The organism is Ruegeria sp. BHSA162, from assembly GCF_059613385.1.
This window is the reverse complement of the sequence record NZ_JBXWSK010000003.1, coordinates 40,557-63,517: the sequence shown is the minus strand read 5'-3', so window position 1 is coordinate 63,517 and position 22,961 is coordinate 40,557. Positions and strand designations below refer to the sequence as shown.

Here is a 22,961-nt window from a genome sequence, read left to right as displayed (position 1 = left end):
GGTCACATCTCGATCTCGTGGATCTCGGCCACCTCGACCGAGCCCGAGCCGTTGACCACCATGGGGCAGCCCTTGGCCATGTCGGTGGCGGCTTCGATGCTGTCGGCCTTGACGACGGTAAAGCCCGAGGCCGGGTTCGGCCCGCCATTGCCGGCCACGCCATCGGCGCTGACGGTATGGGACTGGCCCACCGGGTTGCCGGGGATTTCCAGCGCCGGCCCCATGTTCTGGAACCACGCGCCCCAGGCGGCCATGGTGGCTTCGATCTCGGCCGGGTCGGTCGGCGTGGTGCCGCCGTGATAGACAAACAAGTACTGAGGCATTTTCTGGTCTCCCTTTTGGTCAGACGGGGTTGGCAAGCCGGGCTTCCAGCTTGCGCAGCGACGAAGTCCAGCCGCTTTCATGATTGGCCGAGACGTCGTCATCGCCCAGATCGCGGTGATCCAGGATCAGGCGCGCTCCGGTGTCGGTCGGCTCGACCGCCAGCTTCACATGGCTCTCGGCGCCGCGCTGGTCCTGGTCGTCATGCCAGCCCCAGGTGAACCCGACCGAGTTCGGTGGGTCCACATGGGTCACATGCCCGGACACCTTGAAACGCTGCCCCTCGCGATTTACCATGACCGAATACCACGGACCTAGGCGCGAGAAATCCAGATCGTGCTGCGGCACCTCGACCCCTTCGGGCCCCCACCACTGCAACAATCTGGTTCCGTCGCTGATCCAGGCGAACAGGGTTTCGGCGCTGACCGGAAAGTCACGCACCAGCTTCAGGTCGGCCATGAGGAGTCCTCCTGCAGAATGTCGCCCAGGCGGTCCAGGCTGGCCTCCCAGAACTGTCGTTTCGAGATGGTCCATTCGGCAATCGCGCGCAGCCCCTCGGGGCGGATCGAATAGATGCGCTGGGTGCCGTTGACGCGCTGATTCACCAGCCCGGCCTGCCGCAGAACCTTCAGGTGCCGGGAAATGGCCGCGCCGGACATGCCCTTGCCCTGGGCTAGGTCTCCGGCAGGCAGTTCGCCGTGATCCATCAGTTGTTCAACGATCGTGAATCGGGTCGGGTCGGACAGGGCCGAAAAGGCATCGAGCAGCGTGTTCATAGCTATTGATTAACACGAATGTTAAACAATGGGAACCCGAAACCGTCGGATCAGCCCCGCGCAAAGTCCGATCGGGCATATCCCTGCAGGTACAGCAGCGCGGTCAGGTCGCCATGGTTGATGCGCACGTCGCATTGCGCGGCGACCGAGGGCTTGGCGTGCAGGGCCACGCCTGTTCCGGCGCGCTCCAGCATGCCCAGGTCATTCGCCCCGTCGCCCACGGCGATCACTTCGGCCTCGGAAATACCCAGCCGGGCCGATATCTGCTCCAGCGCCTCGACCTTGGCCTGACGGCCCAGGATCGGGCGCTGCACGTCACCGGTCAGCTTGCCGTCCTCCGCCAGTAGCGTGTTGGCGCGGTTCTCGTCAAAACCCAGCAGCTCGGCCACGCGGGCCGTGAACGCGGTGAACCCGCCCGAGACCAGCGCGGCATAGCCACCATTGGCCCGCATCGTCGCCACCAGTTCGCGGCCGCCCGGCATCAGGGTGATGCGCTGGTTCAGCACCCGGTCGATCACCGACACGTCCAGCCCCTTCAGCAGGCCCACCCGCTCGGTCAGCGCGCCTTCGAAATCCAGATCGCCATTCATGGCGCGGGCGGTGATGTCCTTGACCCGCTCGCCTACCCCGGCCTCGTCGGCCAGTTCGTCGATGCATTCCTGCTGGATCATCGTGCTGTCCATATCGGCCAGCAGCATCTTCTTGCGGCGGCCCTCGGCCGGCTGCACCACCAGATCGACGCCCAATTTCTGCAGGTCGGCCCAGACATCCCAACGGTTGGCCGGAACCGCCGGCAGGGCAAATTCGGCCGCCTCGTCGGGGCTCAGCCACTGGATGTCGCCCCCGCCCCAGGCATTGCGCAGCGAGTCGATCAGCGCCCCGTCCAGCGACGGCGTCTTGGGGTTGGTCAACAGGGTGGCAACGTACATCTTGATCCTCCGGCAGCCTGCCCTGCGCATATCGCAGGTGCAGCATTTCCGCCAGAGGCCAATTCCGCGCCGCTAGCCCAGAATGCCCGGCAGGCGCAGCCCGTGTTCGCGGGCGCAGTCCTTGGCGATGTCATACCCCGCATCCGCATGACGCCACACGCCCGAGGCCGGGTCGTTCCACAACACCCGCTCCAGCCGCCGCGCGGCGTCCTCGGTGCCGTCGGCGCAGATCACCACGCCCGCATGCTGGCTGAAGCCCATGCCGACCCCGCCGCCGTGATGCAACGACACCCAGGTCGCGCCGCTGGCGGTGTTGATCAACGCGTTCAGCAGCGGCCAGTCCGACACGGCGTCGGAGCCGTCCAGCATCGCCTCGGTCTCGCGGTTGGGGCTGGCGACCGAGCCGCTGTCCAGATGATCCCGGCCGATGACGACCGGTGCGCTCAGTTCTCCGTTCGCGACCATCTGGTTGAAGGCCAGTCCGGCCCGGTGCCGATCGCCCAGCCCGATCCAGCAAATCCGCGCGGGCAGGCCCTGAAACGCGATCCGATCCTGCGCCATATCCAGCCAACGATGCAGATGCTCGTTCTCGGGGAACAGCTCCTTCAACTTGGCGTCGGTCTTGTAGATATCCTCGGGGTCGCCCGACAGCGCGCACCAGCGGAACGGGCCGATGCCTCGGCAGAACAGCGGGCGGATATAGGCCGGGACGAAGCCGGGAAAGGCAAAGGCGTTCTCAAGCCCCTCGTCCTGCGCGACCTGACGGATGTTGTTGCCATAGTCCAGCGTCGGCACGCCCGCGTTCCAGAAATCGACCATCGCCGCGACATGCTGCTTCATCGACGCGCGCGCGGCCTTTTCCACTAATTTAGAGTCTGTTTCCCGCTTTTCGCGCCACTGCGCCAGCGTCCAGCCCAAGGGCAAATACCCGTTGATCGGGTCATGGGCGCTGGTCTGGTCGGTCACGATGTCGGGGCGCATCCCACCAGCGGCCATGCGGCGGTAGATCTCGGGAAAGATCTCGGCCGCATTGCCCAGCAGCCCCACGGACTTCGCCTCGCCCGCCTTGGTCCAGCGGTTGATCATGGCCAACGCCTCATCCAACGTTTCGGCCTTTTCATCCAGGTATTTGGTGCGCAGGCGGAAATCGATGCTGTCGGGGTTGCATTCCACCGCCAGACAGCAGGCCCCGGCGAAGACTGCCGCCAGAGGCTGTGCTCCGCCCATGCCGCCCAGCCCACCGGTCAGGATCCATCGGCCGGTCAGGTCGCCGCCATAGTGCTGGCGCCCGGCCTCGGCGAAGGTTTCATAGGTGCCCTGAACGATGCCCTGCGTTCCGATATAGATCCACGACCCGGCCGTCATCTGGCCGTACATCATCAGGCCCTTCCGATCCAATTCGTTGAAATGGTCCCAGGTCGCCCAATGCGGCACGAGGTTGGAATTGGCGATCAGCACCCGCGGCGCGTCCTTGTGAGTGCGGATGATCGCCACCGGCTTGCCGGACTGCACGATCAGGGTCTCGTCGGACTCGAGATCCTTCAAACTGGCCACAATAGTGTCGAAATCCTTCCAGGTTCGAGCCGCACGGCCGATGCCGCCATAGACCACCAATTCGTGCGGGTTTTCGGCAACGTCGGGGTGGAGGTTGTTCATCAGCATCCGCAACGGGGCCTCGGTCAGCCAGCTTTTGGCATTCAGGTCCGGCCCGGTCGGTGGAAAGACGTCACGGGTGTTCTTGCGCGGGTCACTCATTTCGGGGCTCCTTTTTCGGCCAGTGCGCCCGACAAGGCCAAGGCAAGCAGGCGGTCAAGCATCTCTTGCAGGTGCGGGCGCAGGCGTTCAGCCCGGTCCGCGCGCCAGGTCCAGGGCGGGGTCTCGTCCATATAGGCGCGTTGGGCGATCTCCATCTGGATCGCATGTATACCCTTGTCTGGGCGGCCATAGTGCCGGGTGGTCCAACCGCCCTTGAACCGGCCGTTCAGCACCGCGGTACAGCCGGACGCCTGAGCCACGGCGTCCACCGCATGCGCGACCTCGGGTGCGCAGGTGGTGCCGTCATTGGTGCCCGTGTTGAACACCGGCAACTCTCCGTCGAACAGGAAGGGGATCAGGGACCGGATCGAGTGGCAGTCGAACAGGATCGCCACGCCATGCCTGGCCCGCACCCGCTCCAATTCTTCCTGCAACGCGGCGTGGTAGGGGGCGTGGAACTTCTCGCGCCTCTCCTCGATTTCATCTTCCGACGGCTCCTGCCCTTCCAGCCAGATGGGTTGCCCGTCGAAATCGGTCAGCGGCACCAGGGTCGTCGTGTTCTGCCCCGGATAGAGCGACTGACCTGCAGGGTCACGATTGGCGTCGATCACATAGCGGTGCACGCGGGACTGAACCACCGTCGCATCGCCCAATAGCCCTTTATAGAGCCTATTTATGTGCCAATCCGTGTCCGCCAACGCCGGGCCGGTCTGGTTCAGGCGCGCATGGATCTCCTCGGGCACGAAGGTTCCGCCATGCGGTTGGCCCAGCACGATCGGGCCCTGCCCCCGCTGCACCTCGACCATGGTCATGCCGTCACCTCCGGCAGCGGTACGCCCAGCGCCTCGAGTATCGCGCCGCTGGCCACAAGATCCTTTGCCTGCTCCAGTTCCGGGGCCAGGTACCGGTCCTCCGCCAAAGGCGGGATATCGGCGCGCAGCCGCGCAATCACCCGCTGCAAGGGCGCGCTGGTGACCAGCGGGGCGCGGAACTCGACGCCCTGGGCGGCGCAGAGCAGTTCGATCCCCAGAATATGGTTCAGGTTTTTCACCATGCGCGTCAGACGCCGCGCCCCATGGGCGGCCATCGAGACGTGATCTTCCTGGTTGGCCGAGGTGGGCGTGCTGTCGGTGACGCACGGATTGGCCAGATGCTTGTTTTCGCTCATCAGCGCGGCGGTCGTGACCTCGGCGATCATGAAGCCGGAATTCAAGCCCGGGTCGGGGGTCAGGAATGGCGGCAGATCGAAGCTGAGCGTCGGATCCACCATCAGCGCGATCCGGCGTTGCGCGATGGCCCCGATCTCGGACAGGGCCAGCGCGATCATGTCGGCGGCAAATCCCACCGGTTCGGCGTGAAAATTGCCGCCCGAAACGATCATGTCGGGATCGGACAGCACCAGCGGGTTGTCAGTGGCCGCGTTGGCCTCGGTCTGCAGGGTGGCGGCAGCCTGCCGGATCACGTCCATCGCGGCACCGGTGACCTGCGGCTGGCAGCGAATGCAATACGGATCCTGCACGCGGCTGTCGCCCTCGCGATGGCTTTCGCGTATTTCCGACCCCTGCAACACGGCCCGCATGGCGCTGGCGGCCTCGATCTGGCCGCGATGACCGCGCAGGGCATGGATCTCGGGTTGCAGCGGCGCGGTGGAGCCCATGATGGCATCGGTCGATACGGCCGAAACGACGAGCGCGTTCTGCGCCGCGCGCCAGCCCTCGAACAGGCCCGCCAAGGCGTAGGCCGTCGAAAACTGGGTGCCGTTGATGAAGGCCAGCCCCTCTTTCGGCCCCAGTTGAACAGGCTCTAATCCGGCCTTTTTCAAGGCTTGTGCGCCCGGCAGGACCGTACCGTTCAGCTCGGCTTCGCCTTCGCCGATGATCACCGCCGTCATGTGGGCCAGCGGCGCCAGATCACCCGAGGCCCCCACCGAGCCCTGCGCCGGGATCACCGGTGTCACGCCACGGGCCAGCATCTGCTGCAGCAGCTCCACCAGCGCCCACCGCACCCCAGATGCGCCGCGCCCGAAAGACAACAGCTTGAGCGCCATCATCAGGCGCGCCAACCGCCGCGGCACCGCCGGGCCGACCCCGCAGCAATGGCTGAGGATCAGGTTGCGCTGCAGCGCCGAGGTGTCCTTGGCCGCGATCTTTAGGCTGGCCAGCTTGCCGAAACCGGTATTCACGCCATAGACGGGCTGGTCACCGGCGGCGGCCTCGGCGATGCGGGCGGCGGCGGCCTCGAAAGCCGGGCGACAGCCCTGATCCAGAACCACCGGCGTTTCGTTCCAGTAGATCTCCGCCAGTTGGGCCAGCGAGACCAGCCCCGGAACCAAGGTCAAAGCGCTCATGCCTCCCCTCCGAAAATGCGCGCGTGCAGCGGGTTGAACCCGATCCGATAGGCCAGCTCGGCCGGGTGAGAGACGTCCCACACGGCCAGATCCGCCCGCTGCCCCGGCGCGATCGTTCCGGCATCGGCCAGCCCAAGCGCGCGGGCGGCATTGCGGGTGACCCCGGCCAGCGCCTCGGCCGGGGTCATGCCAAACAGGGTGCAGCCCATGTTCATCGTCAACAGCAGCGACGTCAGCGGCGAGGACCCCGGGTTGCAATCGGTGGCCAGGGCCATCGGCACCCCGGCCTTGCGGAACAGGTCGATCGGCGGGGCCTGCGTTTCCCGCAACGTGTAGAATGCCCCGGGCAGCAGAACGGCAGTCGTTCCGGCCTCGGCCATCGCCGCCACTCCGGCGGCGTCCACATATTCGACGTGATCGGCTGACAGGGCGCCGTAGGAGGCCGCTAGCCGGGTCCCGCCGAGGTTCGACAATTGCTCGGAATGCAGCTTGACCGGCAGCCCCAAATCACGCGCGGCGTCGAACACCCGGGCGATCTGCACGGTGTCAAAGGCGATGCCCTCGCAGAACCCGTCGACTGCGTCGACCAGCCCCTCGGCATGGGCTGCGCGCAGGGTCGGGATGCAGACCGTGTCGATATAGGCGTCCGCACGCCCGGTGAATTCGGGTGGGATCGCATGCGCGCCCAGAAAACTGGTCCGGACCCGCACCGGGCGCTGCTTTGCAACTTCCCGAGCCGCGCGCAACATGCGCAGCTCGGTGTCCTGATCCAGTCCATAGCCGGACTTGATTTCAATGCAGGTCACACCCTCGGCCAACAGCGCGTCTATGCGAGGCAGTGCCTCTTGGATCAGGTCCTGCATACTGGCGGCGCGTGTGGCGGTGACCGTCGACAGAATGCCCCCTCCGGCGCGCGCGATCTCCTCGTAGGTTGCCCCGTTCAACCGCATTTCGAACTCAACCGCCCGGTTGCCCCCGAAAATCGCATGCGTGTGCGGATCGATCAGGCCCGGAGTGATCAACCGATCTGCAAAATCGACGATCGGCCAGTCGGCGTGATCCGGCGGCAGATCTCGGCGCGGCCCGACCCATTGGATCCGGCCCGACGAAACAGCAATCGCCGCGTCTGCGACCAAGCCATAGGACGCAACCCCATCCGCCATGGTTGCGATCCGCCGACAACAAATCACCGAATTTCTGGTCATCGCGATTCTTTTGGACTCCCCTCGGGTTTCAATTTTTCGTATACGTGTAAAAAATTAAAGTCTACACAAAAAGAGACACCGATGCAGATCCACGCCAAAGCCGCCTTGTTAGGCTCTGACTGGGTTTCGAACCTGAGGGTCGAAACTGCGAATGGCGTCATCACGGGATTGGAGACCGGTGCGCGTCCGCAGTCGGCCGACACCTGCGTTGATGTCCTGCTGCCAGCCTTGTCGAACCTGCACAGCCACGCGTTTCAGCGCGCCATGGCCGGCATGACCGAGTTTCGCGCAGCCGGGCGGGAAAGCTTCTGGTCCTGGCGAAATCTGATGTACCGCTTTCTGGACAGGTTGACGCCCGAGCAGATGGAAGCCATCGCTGCGCTCGTGTTCCTTGAGATGCAGGAGGCCGGATATGCCGCAGTCGGGGAATTCCACTATGTGCATCACCAGCCCGGCGGCGCGCCCTACGACCAGCTTTCCGAGCTGAGCCGGCGTATCTTCGCAGCAGCTTTGCGGACGGGAATCGGTCTGACCCATTTGCCGGTTCTCTATTCCTACGGCGGCGTCCGCCAAGAGCCCCTGTCTGGCGGCCAGCTGCGGTTCGGCAATGACGTGGACCGGTTCATGGACCTGTATCACGAGTGCCGGTCGGCTGCCGCAGATCTTGCTGCGGACACGGTGGTCGGCATCGCGCCGCACTCGTTGCGCGCCACCTCACCCACGGACTTGGCCCTGCTGCTGGCGCAGGTTCCGGAGGGTCCGGTTCACATCCATATCGCCGAACAGGTGAAAGAGGTCGAGGACGTGCAATCCGCTTTGGGCCAACGCCCGGTCGCCTGGCTTCTGGACAATGCCCAGGTCGACTCACGCTGGTGTCTGATCCATGCCACCCAGATGAACGATGTCGAAACACGCGCTTTGGCGCGTTCCGGAGCCGTGGCCGGCCTGTGTCCGATCACAGAAGCCAACCTGGGCGACGGGATCTTCAACGGAGTGCCCTACCTTGACGCTGGAGGACGGTTCGGGGTCGGATCAGACTCTAACATGCGGGTTTCTCTGCCAGAGGAGTTGCGCAGTCTGGAATATTCCCAGCGCCTTCGCGACCGATCCCGCGCGGTTCTGGCGGCAGCCAACGGTTCCGTAGGACATGCGTTGTACACCGGCGCGGCACAAGGCGGGGCGCAGGCTCTGGGCCGCAATGCCGGAGAGATCGCGGTCGGCAAACTGGCCGACCTGGTGGCGCTTGACCGGTCGCACCCAACGCTTTGCGCGCTGGCGGATCATCAGCTTCTGGACGGCTTGTGCTTTGCCGCACCCGATGGTCTGGTAACGGATCTGTGGTCGGCAGGCCGTCATATGGTGCGGGATGGCAGGCATATTGCGCGCGAGACGATAATCAGAGACTACAAAGCCGCGATTGCAGACCTGTTGACTGACGTCTGAACCGGCAAAGAACTGAGTTGAGATCAAGATGACCCAGACCGCTGACACGACCGGCTACAAGGAAATCAAGCAGACTGTGCTTGACCGCATCCGCTCGGGCCAGTGGCTGCCGGACATGTTGCTGCCCAACGAGCAGGACCTTGCGGTCGAGTTTTCCTGCACGCGTACAACGGTCAATCGGGCGCTGCGCGAACTGGCCGAGGAAGGATTTCTGGAACGCCGCCGCAAGGCCGGTACCCGGGTGCTGAGCGCGCCGCAGAGACAGGCCCGGTTCACAATCCCGCTGGTCCGGGAAGAGGTCGAGGCTCTGAGCGGCACCTACCGCTATGCACTTGTCTCAGCCCAAGCCGAACAGGCGCCCGACTGGCTGGCCGCGCGGCTGGCGCTGGGATCGGATCGGCGGGTGATGCATGTTCGGTGCATGCATTTTTCGGACAACACCCCGTTTCAGTTCGAGGATCGCTGGATCGTTACGGCCAGCGTTCCGGCTGTCGAACAGGCTGATTTCTCGACGCTGGGACCCAATGAATGGCTGATTCAGACGGTCCCCTTCACCAATGTCGAGCTGTCTTTTCTGGCAAGCCGCGCCGATGCCGAACTGGCCGGATTTCTGGACGTAACGGTTGGCGAGCCGGTCTTTACCGCGGAACGTATCACCTGGTTGCAAGGCAGCCCAGTTACCTTCGCCAAGATGTATTTCGCGGCCGGTTACCGGATGACCACCCGGTTCTGAGGCTGTCCGGGCCTTTACCGCGGCCCGATTCCGGTACAGGTTCGCCTTGACCGAGCAACGGCAACACGGAGAACGGGATGAGCAACCCGCTATACGATCGACTTTTCGGCATTCACGCGGGTAAGACAACGCCGTTCCTGCATCTGCCGGACGGACGCGTTCTCTCACATGCCGATTTCCTGGACATGGCGGCCCGGATCGCCAACGCTTTGACGGCCTGCGGACTGGAACCGGATGACCGCGTTGCGGTGCAGGTCGCGAAATCGCCCGAGGCGCTGGCGCTTTATGCAGCCTGCGTTCAGGCCGGGCTGATATTTCTGCCGCTGAACACCGCCTACACGACAGACGAGCTGCGGTATTTCATCGAAAACAGCGGTGCTCGGATGGTTGTCGCGGATGCCAATTCACAAGCCGATATCGAGCCGATTGCCCAAGCGCAGAATGCAATGCTCGAAACCCTGAACGCGGACGGTTCCGGCAGCCTGATGCGGCGCGCACTTGGGATGTTGCCAGCCTTCGAACCCGCGCATAGGACCGAGGATGACCTCGCAGCTTTCCTTTACACATCGGGCACCACCGGGCGGTCCAAGGGTGCCATGCTGACGCAGGCGAACCTGCTGTCGAATGCCGAAACGCTGGTGCAGGAGTGGCGCTTCACCGCGGACGACGTGTTGCTGCACGCGCTGCCGATCTTTCACACCCACGGCCTGTTCGTGGCCACCAATGTCATGCTGTCGGCCGGTGGATCGATGATCTTTCTACCGGGCTTCGATCTGGACGACATCCTGCGCCTGATGCCCAAGGCCACCTCGATGATGGGGGTGCCGACCTTCTACACCCGGCTTCTGGACGACGACCGGTTCACCGGAGATCTGACCCGGCACATGCGGCTGTTCATTTCCGGCTCGGCGCCGCTGCTGGCCGAAACCCACACGCGGTTCGAGCAACGCACCAGTCACCGCATCCTTGAACGCTATGGCATGACCGAGACCAACATGAACACCTCGAACCCCTATGACGGCGAACGTCGGGCCGGAACCGTGGGCTTTTCGCTGCCGGGGGTCGAGTTGAAGATCACCGACCCCGAAACGGGCGATCCGCTGCCGCAGGGCGAGATCGGCATGATCGAGGTGCGCGGCCCGAACGTGTTCAAGGGTTATTGGCAGATGCCCGAGAAAACCGCCGCCGAACTGCGCGAGGACGGGTTCTTCATCACCGGTGATCTGGGCCGCATCGACGCGGACGGCTATGTGCATATCGTTGGGCGCGGCAAAGACCTGATCATCTCGGGCGGCTACAACATCTATCCCAAGGAAGTCGAGCTGGTTCTGGATGACCAGCCCGGCGTGCTGGAAAGCGCGGTGATCGGCGTACCGCACCCGGATTTCGGGGAGACCGTGCTGGGCATCCTGGTGCCCGAGGCCGGCGCGGCGCCGGATCTGGATGCGATCATGGAGGCGGTGAGCCAAAGCCTTGCCCGTTTCAAACATCCCCGCAGGCTGATCCTGCTGGACGAACTGCCGCGCAATACGATGGGCAAGGTGCAGAAAAACGCCCTCCGCGAGGCCTACAAGAACATGTTCGCGGGCGGCTGATCAGGGGCGCAGCGGCACGCGTCCGGCTTCGGTCAGCAGCCAGCAGTCGCGCCCCTCGAACACGGCAACCCCGGTTTGGCGGCCATAGCCCGCGCCGCTGTCCAGGTTGATGCGGTTCCCGTAATGGGTGGGGCGGTCCACCACCGTGTGGCCATGCACGATCAGCTTGGGGTGCGGGGTTTCGCAGGCGTGAAAACTCTGACGGATCCAGACCAGATCGTCCTCGGCCTGCGCGCCCAGCGGCACGCCCGGCCGGATGCCGGCGTGGACAAAGGCAATCTCGGGGGTCTGATGCATCCGCACCAGGTCGCGCAGAAAAGCCCTGTGCGCGACCGGCACTGCCGCAACGGCCGCGCGATGCACATCCTGCAGCCGGGTGCGGTCTTCGAACTCGACGCCATAGCTGCGCAGGGTTTCGGTGCCGCCCAGCCGCTCGTGCAGCCAGTGGTAGCCGACCAGAAGATGCGGATCATGGCGCGGCTCATCCTGCAGGAACCACGCGAACATCCGGTCATGGTTGCCCAGCAGCGTGACCCAGTTCCGCCCGGCGTCGCGCCCGGCAATCAGCCGGTCCAGCAGGCCCTTGCTGTCGGGGCCGCGATCGACGTAGTCGCCCAGAAACACGATCCGCGCATCGCGCCCGCCATCCTGTTCGATCAGGGACAGGGCGCGGTCGAACTCGGCCGTCTGGCCGTGCAGATCACCGATGGCGTAGGTGGGCGCGGTCATGTCCATGTCTCCGTTCCAGGCGGGGTTGGATTTGCGGGCCTTTGCAACGACAACGCCTGCACCGGGTGGGTGCAGGCGTCAATCGCTTTCATCCGGGTCTTGCCGGATCAGACCACGTCGAACTCCAGCGGCTTGATCTGGGTGAACAGCCCGGTTTCAGCCAGCTTTGCGCGGGCTTCTGCCGGAACCGGCTCGTCAACATACAGCAGCGCGATCGCCTCGCCCCCCGCCTGGGCGCGGCCCAGGGTAAAGTTGGCGATGTTCACGCCATGCTCGCCCATGGTCTTGCCCAGGGTGCCGATGATGCCCGGCACGTCCTCGTTGGTGGTGTACAGCATGTGCGCACCGACTTCGGCATCGATGTTGATGCCCTTGATCTGGATGAAGCGCGGCTTGCCGTCGCTGAACACGGTGCCCCCGATCGAGCGTTCGCGCTTGTCGGTCACCACGGTCACCTTGATATAGCCCTCGAAGGCGCCCGACTTGTCCTGGTTGGTGGTCGAGATCTTGACGCCGCGCTCTTTGGCCACGACCGGAGCCGAGACCATATTCACCTCAGGGTTCGAGCGTTTCATGATCCCCGCCACCACCGCGCAGTTCAGCGCGGCCAGGTTCATCTGCGCCGCCACGCCGTCATACAGGATGTTGATCGCCTTGATCGGCTCGTCGGTCATCTGGCCGATGAAGCTGCCCAGATGGCCGGCCAGCTTGATCCACGGTCCCATGACCTTGGCCTCTTCGGCGGTGACGCTGGGCATGTTCAGTGCATTCTCGACCGCCCCGGTCAGCAGATAGTTCGAGATCTGCTCGGCCACCTGCAGCGCCACGTTTTCCTGCGCTTCTGTGGTCGCGGCGCCCAGATGCGGGGTGCAGACCACGTTGGGCAGGCCGAACAGCGGGTTCTCCTTGGCCGGTTCTTCGCTGAACACGTCGAACCCCGCGCCGGCGACATGGCCGGATTTGATCAGTTCGGCCAGCGCCTCTTCGTCGACCAGACCGCCGCGGGCGCAGTTGATGATGCGCACGCCCTTCTTGGTCTTGGCCAGATTCTCGCGGCTGAGGATGTTGCGGGTCTGGTCGGTCAGCGGCACGTGCAGGGTGATGAAATCGGCCCGTGCCAGCAGCTCGTCCAGCTCGACCTTTTCCACGCCCATCTTGTCGGCCTTCTCCTGGCCCAGATAGGGGTCATAGGCGATGACCTTCATCTTCAACCCGTGCGCCCGGTCGCAGACGATGCCGCCGATATTGCCGGCACCGATCACGCCCAACGTCTTGTTGGTCAGCTCGACCCCCATGAACTTGGACTTTTCCCACTTGCCTGCATGGGTGCTGGCATTGGCCTCGGGGATCTGACGCGCCACGGCGAACATCATCGCGATGGCATGCTCGGCAGTGGTGATCATGTTGCCGAAGGGCGTGTTCATCACGATCACGCCCTTTTTCGAGGCCGCGTCCTTGTCGATGTTGTCAGTGCCGATACCGGCGCGGCCGATCACTTTCAGCTTGTCGGCCTTTTCCAGAATCTTCTCGGTGACCTTGGTGGCCGAGCGGATGGCCAAGCCGTCATAGTTGCCGATGATCTCGACCAGCTTTTCCTTGTCCTTGCCCACGTCGGGCATGAAATCCACGTCGATGCCGCGGTCGCGGAAGATCTGAACCGCGGTTTCGCTGAGCTTGTCGGATACGAGTACTTTGGGGGCCATGTGCGTGGTCCTTGAATGGAATGATGACTCCGGGCCGGACGCGGCCCGGATCTTGTCGGGGAAAGGAGTCAGGCGGCTTCGGCCTGGGCTGCGATCTCGGCCTCGAACGCCCATTTCAGCCAGGGCAGCATCGCCTGGATGTCGGACGTTTCGACCGTGCCGCCGCACCAGATGCGCAGCCCGGCCGGCGCGTCGCGATAGGCGCCAATGTCCAGCGCCACGTTCTCGGCCTCCAGCCGCTTGGCGACCGCCTTGGCAAAGCTGGCGCCGTCGCGAATGCGCGGATCGGTGAATTTCAGGCAGACGCTGGTGTTCGACCGGGTGGCCGGGTCCTCGGCCAGGTTGTCGATCCAATCGTTCTGGTCGCAGAACTCGAAAATCGCCTGCGCATTGGCATCGGCGCGGGCGATCAGGCCCTGCAGCCCGCCGACCGAGCGCGCCCAGTCCAGCGCGAACAGGTAATCCTCGACCGCCAGCATCGACGGCGTGTTGATGGTGGCACCCTGGAAGATGCCCTCGATCAGCTTGCCGCCCTTGGTCAGACGGAAGATCTTCGGCAGCGGCCACGCGGGGGTATAGCTTTCCAGCCGTTCGACCGCGCGGGGGCTGAGGATCAGCATGCCATGTGCGGCCTCGCCACCCAGAACCTTCTGCCAGCTGAAGGTGGTGACATCCAGCTTGTCCCAGGGCAGGTCCATCGCGAAAGCGGCGCTGGTGGCGTCGCAGATGGTCAGGCCGGCGCGGTCATCGGCGATCCAGTCGCCATTCGGAACCCGCACGCCCGAGGTGGTCCCGTTCCAGGTAAAGACCACGTCATTGTTGAAATCGATGGACGCCAGATCGACGATCTGCCCGTAATCGGCGGTTTTCACCTCGGCGTCGATCTTCAGCTGTTTGACCACGTCGGTAACCCAACCCGCGCCAAAGCTTTCCCAGGCCAGCATCTCGACCTTGCGTTCGCCCAGAAGCGACCACAGCGCCATTTCCACCGCGCCGGTATCCGAGGCCGGAACGATCCCGATGCGATAGTCGGCCGGAATGCCCAGCAGCTCGCGCGTGCCTTCGATGGCGGCCTTCAGCTTGTCCTTGCCGACGGCGGCGCGGTGCGATCGGCCCAGCGCGGCACCAGCCAGCTTGTTCAGCTCGAATGTAGGGGGTTTGGCGCAGGGGCCCGAGGAAAAACGCGGATTGGCCGGCCGCGCTGCCGGTCGTTCGATGGTCATTGGTGTTACCCTTCCAGATATACGCCCCTCGTTGGGGAGGGGTGTCCCGCGGCCAGACCTAGGGGGCCGCGGTTGGGCGGGCAAGCGAAAAAGACGCTTTGAATATCAAAAACGACACGGGCGGTGACGCCAAATCGGAACACAGGTTTCCGATCGGCGCATTTTGCACCCGCAGAAAGACCTCAGCGATCCAGCCGGACGGTTTCGCCCGTGGCCAGCGATTGCTGCGCCGCCAGACCCATGCGTACTGCCCACATGCCGTCGGTCAGGCTGACATCCGGGGCGTCGCGCTCACCGCGCACCAGCGCCAGAAAGCCCTGGTGCTGATAGAAGGTCGAGCCGTTGTGGTCGCCCGCCGCCAGCAGGCGCGGGTCGACGGGAATGTCGCGGGCGACAGGGCCCTTGGGGTCGCGCGGGCTGACGATCAGCTGCGGCACCGGCGGCGCGCCCAGATGTTCGGGCCAGAACCGGCCCGGCCCGGGGACCAGCGCCTCGATCTTGGCCTTGGGGCCGACGACCGAGATTTCCTCCTGATACTGCGCACCTTCGGCGAACATGCACAGCTCCAGCATCGCCCGCGCGCCCGAGGCGAAATCGACGATGACATAGCCGTGGTCGAGGATGTCGGGCGTCTCGCCGTCATAGGTTTCGTCCAGATGGTTCACGGCCTGCCCGCCGCTGGCGCTGACGCGTACAGGATCGGATTGCAGGATCAGGCGCATCAGGTCGAAGAAATGACAGCATTTCTCGACGAAGGTGCCGCCCGTGTTGCGGTTGAACCGGTTCCAGTTGCCGACCTTTTCCAGGAACGGAAAGCGGTGTTCGCGGATGCTCAGCATCTTGACCCCGCCGCTGGTGTCCTGCGCCTCGGTGATCAGGGCGGCGATGGGCGGCATGTAGCGATATTCCATCGCCACCCAGATCGGACAGGGATAGCTGCGCTCGATCTCGGCCAAACGGGCCGCATCGCCGGGGTTGGTGAACAGCGGCTTTTCCACCAACAGCGGCAAGGGACGGGTCTGGGCGATCTGGGCGATCTGATCCACATGCAGATGGTTGGGGCTGGCGATGACCAGGCAGTCCAACTCCTCGACCGCCAGCAGATCCTGCACCGAAGCCACCATTCTGGCCCCCGGCGCAATCGCCTGCGCGGCGCGCGCCATCTCGGGGTCGGGCTCGAAAATGGCGGCCACTTGCGTGCCCTCCAGCAGAGCGATGTTGTGCAGGTGTTCCTGCCCCATCATGCCACATCCGATCAGCCCGTAATTGATGGTCCGGGTCATGCGCGTTTCCTCGTCATTTCAGTCGTTGGACGTAAGTTGCCCGGTCCGGGTCGAACCAGGTTTTCGAAAACTCTACGGGTTCAGGCCGTTCCGACCAGCTGAACCGCTCGATGTAACCGACGGTCTCGCCCGCCGGCCGGGTGAAGTGCGCGGGGGTCCAGTCGGGCAGCCGACCGACCGAAACCCGATCCTCGGCGCGGGTGATCCAGAACCCAAGCTGCTGCTGGTAATAGCGATAGAGCGAGTCCGACAGCAGCCGCCGATCGATCAGACCGGCTGATTCGTCCAGCCAGATCTCCTCGACCGCGATGATTGTGTCATTCAGATAGCGCATCCGCCGCACGCGCGACCCGCGCCGCGAGGTGCCGAAATCGGGCAGGTCGGCGGGCTTGTCCAGGTGATCGACCGACAGGATGTCGGCGCGCGGCAGGCCGCCGCCCTCGGGCAGTTCCAGCCGGAACATGGCATAGACGCTGTTCTGGGTCCCGGTCTCGCGCACATAGTTGCCCGAGCCCTGGATCCGCTCGAGCATCCCCTTTTTTTCCAGCTCGGCGAGCGATTTTCGCAGCGTCCCGACCGAGACGTTCAACTGCGCCGCCATGTCCCGCTCGGGCGGCAGACGCTCGCCGTCGATCAGCCGGCCGGCGGCGATGTCGCGGATCAGCAGCTCGGCGATCTGCACATAGATCGGCAGGGCGTTGGGGTTTCTGGTGGATGGGGGCACGCGGGCGCTTCACTTGGTCGCAGAAAAAATTGATACACTATTGATCTACATCAATGTGGTTGCTACGCAAGAGAAAAGTTGAGCCCGGCAGGAGAGAGAATCAGATGACGATCGTCCCCATCACATCCCCCGATCTGGATGCGGCCGAGGTTTCGTGGTTCGCGGCGCTGTGCTCGGACGATTATCAGTTTCTCGGCGTGCCCGACGGCGATCTGCGCTCCAGCTGGGAACATTGCTCGGGCATCGTGAAAGAGGCCGAGGCGCAGGGCTTTCGCAACATCCTGTGCCCGTCCTCGTATCAGGTGGGGCAGGACACGCTGAGTTTCGTGGCCGGCTGCGCGCCGATCACAGAAAAGATCAACCTGCTGGCCGCCGTGCGCTGCGGCGAGATGCAGTCGATCATGCTGGCACGCACCATCGCGACGCTGGATCACATGCTGAAGGGGCGGCTGACGGTCAACATCATCTCGTCGGATTTTCCTGGGGAAAAGGCCGAAAGCAGCTATCGCTACCAGCGCTCGCGCGAGGTGGTCGAGATTCTGAAACAGGCCTGGACGCAGGATGAGATCAATTACCAGGGTCAGGTCTACAATTTCTCGGGCCTGACGACCGATCCGGCCAAACCCTATCAGATCGGCGGGCCGCTGCTGTATTTCGGGGGCTATTCGCCCGATGCACTGAAGCTGTGCGGGCAACATTGCGACGTCTATCTGATGTGGCCCGAAACCAAAGACCAGCTGGCCGAGCGGATGAAGGCCGTACACGCGGTGGCCGACGAATACGGACGCACGCTGGACTATGGCCTGCGGGTGCACATGATCGTGCGCGACACCGAGGCCGAGGCCAAGGAATATGCCGACTATATCGTGTCGAAACTGGATGACGAATACGGCCGCGCAATCCGCGAACGGGCGCTGGACGCCACCTCGCTCGGTGTTTCGCATCAGGCCAGGAACCGCGAGCTGGCCGACAAATACGGCTATGTCGAGCCGGGCCTGTGGACGGGCGTCGGCCGGGCGCGGTCAGGCTGCGGCGCGGCGCTGGTGGGGTCGACCGACCAGGTGCTGTCGAAGATCGAAGAGTATCAGAAGATGGGCATCCGCGCCTTCATCTTCTCGGGCTATCCGCATATGGACGAGGCCCGCCATTTCGGCACCCGCGTGATGCCGCATCTGAAAACCTGTTCCCTTCCCGAAGCCTATGGAAGGGTTCCTGCTGACACCCCGGCGACGCCGCTGGGCAACGGAGTTCGTCGTTGATGCAACGTATCAAGCTTTCCGACACCCTGGAACTGAGCCGCCTTGTCTATGGCATGTGGCGGCTGGGCGATGACAGCGACACCTCGGCCGCGCATGTGGCGGCCAAAATCCACGCCTGTCTGGATCAGGGCATCACCAGCTTCGATCAGGCCGACATCTATGGCGACTATGGCGCCGAGGCGATTCTGGGCAACGCCCTGCGCGCCAATCCCGGCCTGCGCGACCGGATGGAGATCGTCACCAAATGCGACATCGTCGCCCCCTGCGGGCGCTATGCGGATGCCAAGGTGAAATACTATGACACCTCGCGCGCGCACATCCTGAAATCGGTCGACACCTCGCTGCGGGAAATGGCGATCGACCATATCGACCTGCTGCTGATCCACCGCCCCGACCCGTTCATGGACCACCATGAAACCGGCGCCGCGCTGGACGAGGTCGTGGCCAGCGGCAAGGTCCGCGCGGTGGGTGTGTCGAATTTCCGCCCCTGGGACTGGCAACTGCTGCAATCGGCCATGAAGACCCCGCTGGTGACCAACCAGATCGAGATTTCTCTGGGCGCGATCGCTCCGTTCACCAATGGCGATCTGGCCTTTCACCAGCATCACGGCCACCCGGTGATGGCGTGGTCGCCGCTGGGCGGCGGAGCGCTGATGGCGGGTAATCCTCCGGTGGGCGTGGTCGCGGATGAGATCGGCGCGCAGTTCGGCGTCGACCGGGCCGCGGTGGCCGTGGCCTTCCTGCTGGCCCATCCGGCCGGCATCCTGCCGGTTCTGGGCACCAATAGCCTGGACCGCATCAAGCGCATTTCGGACGCCCTCAAAGTCAATCTGGATCGTGAAGTCTGGTTCCGCCTCTACGAGGCGGCGCTGGGGCATGAGGTACCATGATGAACGCATTTTCGAACGACATGGCACGCACCTTCATTCCGCACAAGGACGACACCCGCACCCTGCGGGACGCTTTCGGCCGGTTCGCCACCGGCGTTACCGTGGTGACGTGCGACAGCCCCGACGGGCCGGTCTGCATCACGGCCAACAGCTTTTCCTCGCTGTCGCTGGACCCGCCCTTGGTGATGTGGGCCGGCGACCGGAACTCGCGCCGGTTCCCCTATTTTTACAAGGCGCGTCATTTCAGTGTTCATGTTCTGTCGGCCGACCAGGCCGAGCTGTGCTTTGGCTGCTCGAAAGACGCCTTTGCCCTACGCGAAATCGACCACGACCGATGCGAAAACGGAACGCCGCTGCTGCGCGGATGCCTGGCGCGGTTCGAATGTGAACAACATGCGTATCACGATGCGGGCGATCACGTTATCGTGGTGGGCAAGGTCTTGCGGGCCAGCATGGCGGACGGAGACGCGCTGACCTTTTACGCCGGCAAGCTCGGCCAATTCGCGCACCAATAAGCGCGGGACACGGTCGCGGGCCAAACCCGCGGCCTGAACAGGGAGGATCCGCATGGGCGGATTGACGTCGGTGCTTGCGCCGATTGCATTCGTGAACGAAACCGCGCTGCGTCTGGGCCGCGCGGTTGGTGTCGTTGCGATCGCCTTCATGGTGATCGCGATCCTGATTCAGGTGTTCTTCCGATACGTTCTGGGCAACGCCCTGCCCTGGCCTGACGAGGCCGCGCGGTTCTGCATGTTGTGGATGACGGGCCTGATGGCACCCACCGCATTCCGGCGCGGCGGGTTCGTGGCCATCGACATGCTGGTCCGCTTTCTGCCGCGCGTACCCGGCCAGTTGCTGAACCTGTTTCTGCTGCTGCTCAGCCTGACGGTTCTGGTGGTCGCCGTGCGCATCGGCTGGTCCGAGGTCACCGGTTTTGGCGGGCGTTTCGCCACCGCCGCGCTGTATTTGCCCACCTCGCTGGGCTTTGATGAATGGTACCGGATCCCGCGCAGCTGGATGATGGCCTCCCTGCTGGTGGGCGTGATCCTGCTGCTGTCGGTCAACATCGAACTGATCCTGCGGTCGATCATCACCATGCTGGGCGGCGGTGACCTGCTGCCCGAAATCCCCGAAGCCGCCGTGGGGGCCGAATAGATGCTGGTCTGGTTCCTGCCCGTCTTTCTGGTGTTTCTGCTGATCGGCCTGCCGGTCTTTTTCGCGCTGCTGGCCGCACCCGGCCTGCTGCTGTGGCTGAACGGCCAGACCAACGACATCACCCTGCTGTACCGCAATGTCTACAACGGGATGGACAGCTTTCCGCTGATGGCCATCCCCTTCTTCATGCTGGCCGGAGAGCTGATGAACCGCGGCGGCATCACCATCCGTCTGGTCGAGTTCAGCCAGGCGCTGATGGGGCACCTGCGCGGCGGGCTGGCGCATGTGAACGTGCTTAGCTCGATCCTGTTCGCGGGGCTGTCGGGCTCGGCGGTGGCCGATACCTCGGCGCTGGGCTCGATGCTGATCCCGGCGATGGAGAAGCAGGGCTATACCCGCAAGTTCGCCGCCGCGATCACCGCCGCCAGCTCGGTCATCGGGCCGATCATCCCGCCCTCGGGGATCATGATCATCTATGCCTATGTCATGGGCGAAAGCGTCGCGGCCCTGTTCCTGGCCGGCATCGTGCCGGGCGTCATGGTGGGCATTGGTCTGATGCTGATGATCAAGGTCATGGCCAACCGGTATGATTTCCCGGTGGCCAGCCGCAAATACACCTGGCCCGAGCGCGGTCAGGCCAGCCTCAAGGCCTTTTTCCCGCTGATGACGCCGGTGATCATCCTGGGCGGCATTCTGGGCGGCATCTTCACCCCGACCGAGGCCGCAGCCGTTGCCGTCGGTTATGCCTTCATCATCGGGTTTTTCGTGCTGCGCACGCTGACCTTGAAAGAGGTGCCCAACGTCCTCAGCAATGCGGGCATGACCTCGGCCGTGGTGCTGCTGCTGGTGGGGGCCGCGATGGCGTTCAAGACCGTGGTCAGCCTCAGCCATGCGCCCGAGCAGCTGGCCGCGCTGATCCTCGGACTGTCCGAAAACCCGCTGATTCTGCTGTTCCTGATCAACCTGCTGCTGTTCATCGTGGGCATGTTCCTGGATGCAGGCCCGGCGATCATCATCCTGGGGCCGATCCTGGGCCCGATCTTCACCAGCCTGGGGGTCGACCCGATCCATTTCGCCATCATCATGAGCGTCAACCTGACCGTTGGTCTGGCCACGCCGCCCATGGGGCTGGTGCTGTTCGTGGCCGCCGCCGTGTCACGCGAACGGGTGGAAACCATCGCCAAGGCGATCCTGCCGTTCCTGGCCGTCGAAATCGCAGTGATCTTCCTGATCACCTATGTCCCCGCAATATCCATGACGATCCCGAGACTGACGGGGTTTGCAAACTAGACTGAGTACCACAGGGAGGAAACGCATGCTCAGAACATTCTTCAAAACCGCAGCACTGGCCACGTCGCTGGTGGCGGCCTCGGCGCTGGCGGCCTCGGCGGCCGACTATACGCTGCGCGCCACCGCCAACTCGAACGAAAACGACGAGGACTATGACGGCCTGGTCGTGTTCAAGAACTTCGTCGAGAACGCCTCGAACGGCGCGATCGAGGTCGAGCTGTTCATCGGCACGCAGCTGTGCTCGAACGGGGCCGAATGCCTGCAGGGCGTGGCCGACGGCACCATCGACATCTACATCTCGACCTCGGGCGGGGCCTCGGGCATCTTCCCTTACGTGCAGGTTCTGGACCTGCCCTATCTGATGGCCGACGACCGCATCGCCGAGCGGGTCCTGTCGGGTGATTTCACCCGCAAGATGCGTGAAATGGCGCTGGAGGATTCGGGCGGCGCGATCCGCCTGATGACCATTGGCAACACCGGCGGCTGGCGCAATTTCGCCAACACCAAGCGCCGCGTGACCCAGCCGTCCGACATGGACGGGCTGAAGATCCGCACCGTGGTCGCAGACCTGCCGCAGGAACTGGTCAAGGCCCTGGGCGCCTCGCCCACTCCGATCCCGTGGCCGGAACTCTTCACCAGTTTCCAGACCGGCGTGGTTGACGGCTCGAAAAACGGCATCACCGACATCATGGGCATGAAATTCCCCGATGCCGGCCTGCAATACGTCACGCTGGACGGGCACGCCTATATGGGCGCGCTTTGGTGGATGAACAACGCCAAGTTCCAGGAAATGCCCGAAGACCTGCGCCGTGTCGTCGTCGATGGGTTCTATGCGCTGCAGCAGGCCACCTTTGCCTCGCCCAAGCGCAAGTCGATCCAGGCCTACGAGGATTTCGTGGCCGGTGGCGGCGACCTGTACGTGCCGACCCCCGAGGAAAAAGAAGCGTTCAAGCAGGCCGCGACCCCGGTCTATGACTGGTTCCAGCAGAACGTCGCGCGCGGGGACGAGATCTATGGCGCTCTGACCGCGGCCGTGGCCGAGGCCGAGGCCGAGATCAACGCGGAACGCGCCGCCGACCTGGACTGATACGGTTCGGGCCGGGGTGTCGCGTCATCCCGGCCCGCCCTTACCGAAAGGGGTACATCCACCCCTTGTAGTCGTTGACCAGCACATGGGCCTTTTCGATCTGTTCGGGCGTCATCTTCTTGACCACCTCTTCCAGGCTGATCGCCGCATCGGGGTCGCCGCCGATGGCGCTGAGCGTGTACCACATGTAGGCCCGAACCAGATCGGGCTCGGGCAGTCCCAGGCCCAGCTCGTAATACCACCCCACACCCGATTGCGCGCCCGGATGCCCCTTCATCGAGGCACGCAGATACCATTCGAACGCGCGCTCATAGTCCTGCTCGACCCCAAGGCCAAGGCCGTACATCACGCCGATCAGCTCCTCGGCCTCGGCGTTGCCCGACCGGGCCGCGGGCAGAAGCTGTTCGCGCGCGGCGGCAAACTCGCCCGCCTCCATCAGATCGCGGGCCTGTTCCAGTTCGGCCCAGACGGGCGTGGCGGCAAGACAAAGGGCAAGCACAAGCTGGCGCATGGG

The 22,961-nt window shown here is 64.2% G+C and carries 23 protein-coding genes; 9 read left to right on the top strand and 14 right to left on the bottom strand.

Annotation, left to right across the window (positions count from 1 at the left end):
* Positions 1 to 2 precede the first annotated feature (2 nt).
* From AC2FM5_RS01845 to hutI, 8 genes are all read right to left on the bottom strand, one after another.
* Positions 3 to 323 carry a YciI family protein gene (locus AC2FM5_RS01845; protein WP_170341211.1) on the bottom strand — a complete coding sequence of 107 codons (321 nt, stop codon included), beginning with the start codon at positions 321 to 323 and terminating at the stop codon, positions 3 to 5.
* A 19-nt stretch (positions 324 to 342) separates the two neighbouring features.
* The gene (locus AC2FM5_RS01840) at positions 343 to 780 is read right to left on the bottom strand and encodes an SRPBCC family protein (RefSeq protein WP_496733583.1); all 438 of its coding nucleotides are present in this window, start codon (positions 778 to 780) and stop codon (positions 343 to 345) included.
* On the bottom strand, positions 768 to 1,097 hold the full coding sequence (locus AC2FM5_RS01835) for an ArsR/SmtB family transcription factor (RefSeq protein WP_170364822.1): 330 nt from the start codon (positions 1,095 to 1,097) through the stop codon (positions 768 to 770). Before AC2FM5_RS01835 ends, AC2FM5_RS01840 begins: the two co-directional genes overlap by 13 nt.
* Positions 1,098 to 1,147: 50 nt before the next feature.
* The gene (serB, locus tag AC2FM5_RS01830) at positions 1,148 to 2,026 is read right to left on the bottom strand and encodes a phosphoserine phosphatase SerB (protein ID WP_496733580.1); all 879 of its coding nucleotides are present in this window, start codon (positions 2,024 to 2,026) and stop codon (positions 1,148 to 1,150) included.
* A 72-nt stretch (positions 2,027 to 2,098) separates the two neighbouring features.
* Positions 2,099 to 3,781 carry a urocanate hydratase gene (hutU, locus tag AC2FM5_RS01825; protein ID WP_496733578.1) on the bottom strand — a complete coding sequence of 561 codons (1,683 nt, stop codon included), beginning with the start codon at positions 3,779 to 3,781 and terminating at the stop codon, positions 2,099 to 2,101.
* The gene (gene hutG, locus AC2FM5_RS01820; RefSeq protein ID WP_496733576.1) at positions 3,778 to 4,593 is read right to left on the bottom strand and encodes an N-formylglutamate deformylase; all 816 of its coding nucleotides are present in this window, start codon (positions 4,591 to 4,593) and stop codon (positions 3,778 to 3,780) included. Before hutG ends, hutU begins: the two co-directional genes overlap by 4 nt.
* Positions 4,590 to 6,128 carry a histidine ammonia-lyase gene (gene hutH / locus AC2FM5_RS01815; protein ID WP_496733575.1) on the bottom strand — a complete coding sequence of 513 codons (1,539 nt, stop codon included), beginning with the start codon at positions 6,126 to 6,128 and terminating at the stop codon, positions 4,590 to 4,592. Before hutH ends, hutG begins: the two co-directional genes overlap by 4 nt.
* Positions 6,125 to 7,333: an imidazolonepropionase gene (gene hutI / locus AC2FM5_RS01810; protein ID WP_496733573.1), complete on the bottom strand. Its 1,209-nt coding sequence runs from the start codon at positions 7,331 to 7,333 to the stop codon at positions 6,125 to 6,127. Before hutI ends, hutH begins: the two co-directional genes overlap by 4 nt.
* 81 nt (positions 7,334 to 7,414) lie before the next feature.
* Here hutI and AC2FM5_RS01805 point away from each other — a divergent pair, with 81 nt between their 5' ends.
* From AC2FM5_RS01805 to AC2FM5_RS01795, 3 genes are all read left to right on the top strand, one after another.
* The gene (locus AC2FM5_RS01805; RefSeq protein ID WP_496733571.1) at positions 7,415 to 8,776 is read left to right on the top strand and encodes a formimidoylglutamate deiminase; all 1,362 of its coding nucleotides are present in this window, start codon (positions 7,415 to 7,417) and stop codon (positions 8,774 to 8,776) included.
* Between the two features lie 28 nt (positions 8,777 to 8,804).
* Positions 8,805 to 9,509 carry a histidine utilization transcriptional repressor HutC gene (gene hutC, locus AC2FM5_RS01800; RefSeq protein ID WP_170360690.1) on the top strand — a complete coding sequence of 235 codons (705 nt, stop codon included), beginning with the start codon at positions 8,805 to 8,807 and terminating at the stop codon, positions 9,507 to 9,509.
* Between the two features lie 77 nt (positions 9,510 to 9,586).
* Complete coding sequence (locus tag AC2FM5_RS01795; RefSeq protein ID WP_496733568.1) at positions 9,587 to 11,104, top strand: malonate--CoA ligase; 1,518 nt, start codon at positions 9,587 to 9,589, stop codon at positions 11,102 to 11,104.
* On the opposite strand, the gene AC2FM5_RS01790 is transcribed toward AC2FM5_RS01795, so the two are convergent.
* The 5 genes from AC2FM5_RS01790 to AC2FM5_RS01770 all read right to left on the bottom strand — a co-directional run bounded on the left by AC2FM5_RS01790 (position 11,105) and on the right by AC2FM5_RS01770 (position 16,766).
* On the bottom strand, positions 11,105 to 11,833 hold the full coding sequence (locus tag AC2FM5_RS01790; RefSeq protein ID WP_170360686.1) for a metallophosphoesterase: 729 nt from the start codon (positions 11,831 to 11,833) through the stop codon (positions 11,105 to 11,107).
* A 107-nt stretch (positions 11,834 to 11,940) separates the two neighbouring features.
* Positions 11,941 to 13,536, bottom strand: a complete 1,596-nt coding sequence (serA, locus tag AC2FM5_RS01785; protein WP_496733566.1) for a phosphoglycerate dehydrogenase — start codon at positions 13,534 to 13,536, stop codon at positions 11,941 to 11,943.
* A 68-nt stretch (positions 13,537 to 13,604) separates the two neighbouring features.
* Complete coding sequence (locus AC2FM5_RS01780; protein WP_170406165.1) at positions 13,605 to 14,759, bottom strand: phosphoserine transaminase; 1,155 nt, start codon at positions 14,757 to 14,759, stop codon at positions 13,605 to 13,607.
* A 182-nt stretch (positions 14,760 to 14,941) separates the two neighbouring features.
* Positions 14,942 to 16,042, bottom strand: a complete 1,101-nt coding sequence (locus tag AC2FM5_RS01775) for a Gfo/Idh/MocA family protein (RefSeq protein WP_496733564.1) — start codon at positions 16,040 to 16,042, stop codon at positions 14,942 to 14,944.
* A gap of 13 nt (positions 16,043 to 16,055) precedes the next feature.
* Positions 16,056 to 16,766, bottom strand: coding sequence for a GntR family transcriptional regulator (locus AC2FM5_RS01770; RefSeq protein WP_093964188.1), 711 nt, complete (start codon positions 16,764 to 16,766; stop codon positions 16,056 to 16,058).
* Between the two features lie 104 nt (positions 16,767 to 16,870).
* On the opposite strand from AC2FM5_RS01770, the gene AC2FM5_RS01765 reads away from it, so the two are divergent.
* From AC2FM5_RS01765 to AC2FM5_RS01740, 6 genes are read left to right on the top strand one after another with little or no spacing between them, the layout of a single operon-like run.
* Positions 16,871 to 18,025, top strand: coding sequence for an LLM class flavin-dependent oxidoreductase (locus tag AC2FM5_RS01765; protein ID WP_496733562.1), 1,155 nt, complete (start codon positions 16,871 to 16,873; stop codon positions 18,023 to 18,025).
* Entirely contained in the window at positions 18,025 to 18,915 is an 891-nt protein-coding gene (locus AC2FM5_RS01760; RefSeq protein ID WP_496733560.1) for an aldo/keto reductase, read from the top strand. The genes AC2FM5_RS01765 and AC2FM5_RS01760 overlap by 1 nt, the downstream gene beginning before the upstream one ends.
* A complete protein-coding gene (locus AC2FM5_RS01755) occupies positions 18,912 to 19,430 on the top strand; it encodes a flavin reductase family protein (protein WP_170341184.1) in 519 nt (172 codons plus the stop codon). Before AC2FM5_RS01760 ends, AC2FM5_RS01755 begins: the two co-directional genes overlap by 4 nt.
* A gap of 52 nt (positions 19,431 to 19,482) precedes the next feature.
* A complete protein-coding gene (locus AC2FM5_RS01750) occupies positions 19,483 to 20,070 on the top strand; it encodes a TRAP transporter small permease (protein ID WP_005980318.1) in 588 nt (195 codons plus the stop codon).
* Positions 20,071 to 21,360 carry a TRAP transporter large permease gene (locus tag AC2FM5_RS01745; RefSeq protein ID WP_496733557.1) on the top strand — a complete coding sequence of 430 codons (1,290 nt, stop codon included), beginning with the start codon at positions 20,071 to 20,073 and terminating at the stop codon, positions 21,358 to 21,360.
* Positions 21,361 to 21,385: 25 nt separating this feature from the next.
* The gene (locus AC2FM5_RS01740; protein ID WP_170360667.1) at positions 21,386 to 22,447 is read left to right on the top strand and encodes a TRAP transporter substrate-binding protein; all 1,062 of its coding nucleotides are present in this window, start codon (positions 21,386 to 21,388) and stop codon (positions 22,445 to 22,447) included.
* A 40-nt stretch (positions 22,448 to 22,487) separates the two neighbouring features.
* Here AC2FM5_RS01740 and AC2FM5_RS01735 read toward each other — a convergent pair whose 3' ends face one another.
* Positions 22,488 to 22,958, bottom strand: a complete 471-nt coding sequence (locus tag AC2FM5_RS01735; RefSeq protein WP_170360665.1) for a tetratricopeptide repeat protein — start codon at positions 22,956 to 22,958, stop codon at positions 22,488 to 22,490.
* Positions 22,959 to 22,961: the final 3 nt, after the last annotated feature.

Coding starts and splice junctions, on each gene's coding strand:
- AC2FM5_RS01845 (WP_170341211.1), bottom strand. CDS start 323: ATGCCTCAGTACTTGTTTGTCTATCACGGCGGCACCACGCCGACCGAC.
- AC2FM5_RS01840 (WP_496733583.1), bottom strand. CDS start 780: ATGGCCGACCTGAAGCTGGTGCGTGACTTTCCGGTCAGCGCCGAAACC.
- AC2FM5_RS01835 (WP_170364822.1), bottom strand. CDS start 1,097: ATGAACACGCTGCTCGATGCCTTTTCGGCCCTGTCCGACCCGACCCGA.
- serB (WP_496733580.1), bottom strand. CDS start 2,026: ATGTACGTTGCCACCCTGTTGACCAACCCCAAGACGCCGTCGCTGGAC.
- hutU (WP_496733578.1), bottom strand. CDS start 3,781: ATGAGTGACCCGCGCAAGAACACCCGTGACGTCTTTCCACCGACCGGG.
- hutG (WP_496733576.1), bottom strand. CDS start 4,593: ATGACCATGGTCGAGGTGCAGCGGGGGCAGGGCCCGATCGTGCTGGGC.
- hutH (WP_496733575.1), bottom strand. CDS start 6,128: ATGAGCGCTTTGACCTTGGTTCCGGGGCTGGTCTCGCTGGCCCAACTG.
- hutI (WP_496733573.1), bottom strand. CDS start 7,333: ATGACCAGAAATTCGGTGATTTGTTGTCGGCGGATCGCAACCATGGCG.
- AC2FM5_RS01805 (WP_496733571.1), top strand. CDS start 7,415: ATGCAGATCCACGCCAAAGCCGCCTTGTTAGGCTCTGACTGGGTTTCG.
- hutC (WP_170360690.1), top strand. CDS start 8,805: ATGACCCAGACCGCTGACACGACCGGCTACAAGGAAATCAAGCAGACT.
- AC2FM5_RS01795 (WP_496733568.1), top strand. CDS start 9,587: ATGAGCAACCCGCTATACGATCGACTTTTCGGCATTCACGCGGGTAAG.
- AC2FM5_RS01790 (WP_170360686.1), bottom strand. CDS start 11,833: ATGACCGCGCCCACCTACGCCATCGGTGATCTGCACGGCCAGACGGCC.
- serA (WP_496733566.1), bottom strand. CDS start 13,536: ATGGCCCCCAAAGTACTCGTATCCGACAAGCTCAGCGAAACCGCGGTT.
- AC2FM5_RS01780 (WP_170406165.1), bottom strand. CDS start 14,759: ATGACCATCGAACGACCGGCAGCGCGGCCGGCCAATCCGCGTTTTTCC.
- AC2FM5_RS01775 (WP_496733564.1), bottom strand. CDS start 16,042: ATGACCCGGACCATCAATTACGGGCTGATCGGATGTGGCATGATGGGG.
- AC2FM5_RS01765 (WP_496733562.1), top strand. CDS start 16,871: ATGACGATCGTCCCCATCACATCCCCCGATCTGGATGCGGCCGAGGTT.
- AC2FM5_RS01760 (WP_496733560.1), top strand. CDS start 18,025: ATGCAACGTATCAAGCTTTCCGACACCCTGGAACTGAGCCGCCTTGTC.
- AC2FM5_RS01755 (WP_170341184.1), top strand. CDS start 18,912: ATGATGAACGCATTTTCGAACGACATGGCACGCACCTTCATTCCGCAC.
- AC2FM5_RS01750 (WP_005980318.1), top strand. CDS start 19,483: ATGGGCGGATTGACGTCGGTGCTTGCGCCGATTGCATTCGTGAACGAA.
- AC2FM5_RS01745 (WP_496733557.1), top strand. CDS start 20,071: ATGCTGGTCTGGTTCCTGCCCGTCTTTCTGGTGTTTCTGCTGATCGGC.
- AC2FM5_RS01740 (WP_170360667.1), top strand. CDS start 21,386: ATGCTCAGAACATTCTTCAAAACCGCAGCACTGGCCACGTCGCTGGTG.
- AC2FM5_RS01735 (WP_170360665.1), bottom strand. CDS start 22,958: ATGCGCCAGCTTGTGCTTGCCCTTTGTCTTGCCGCCACGCCCGTCTGG.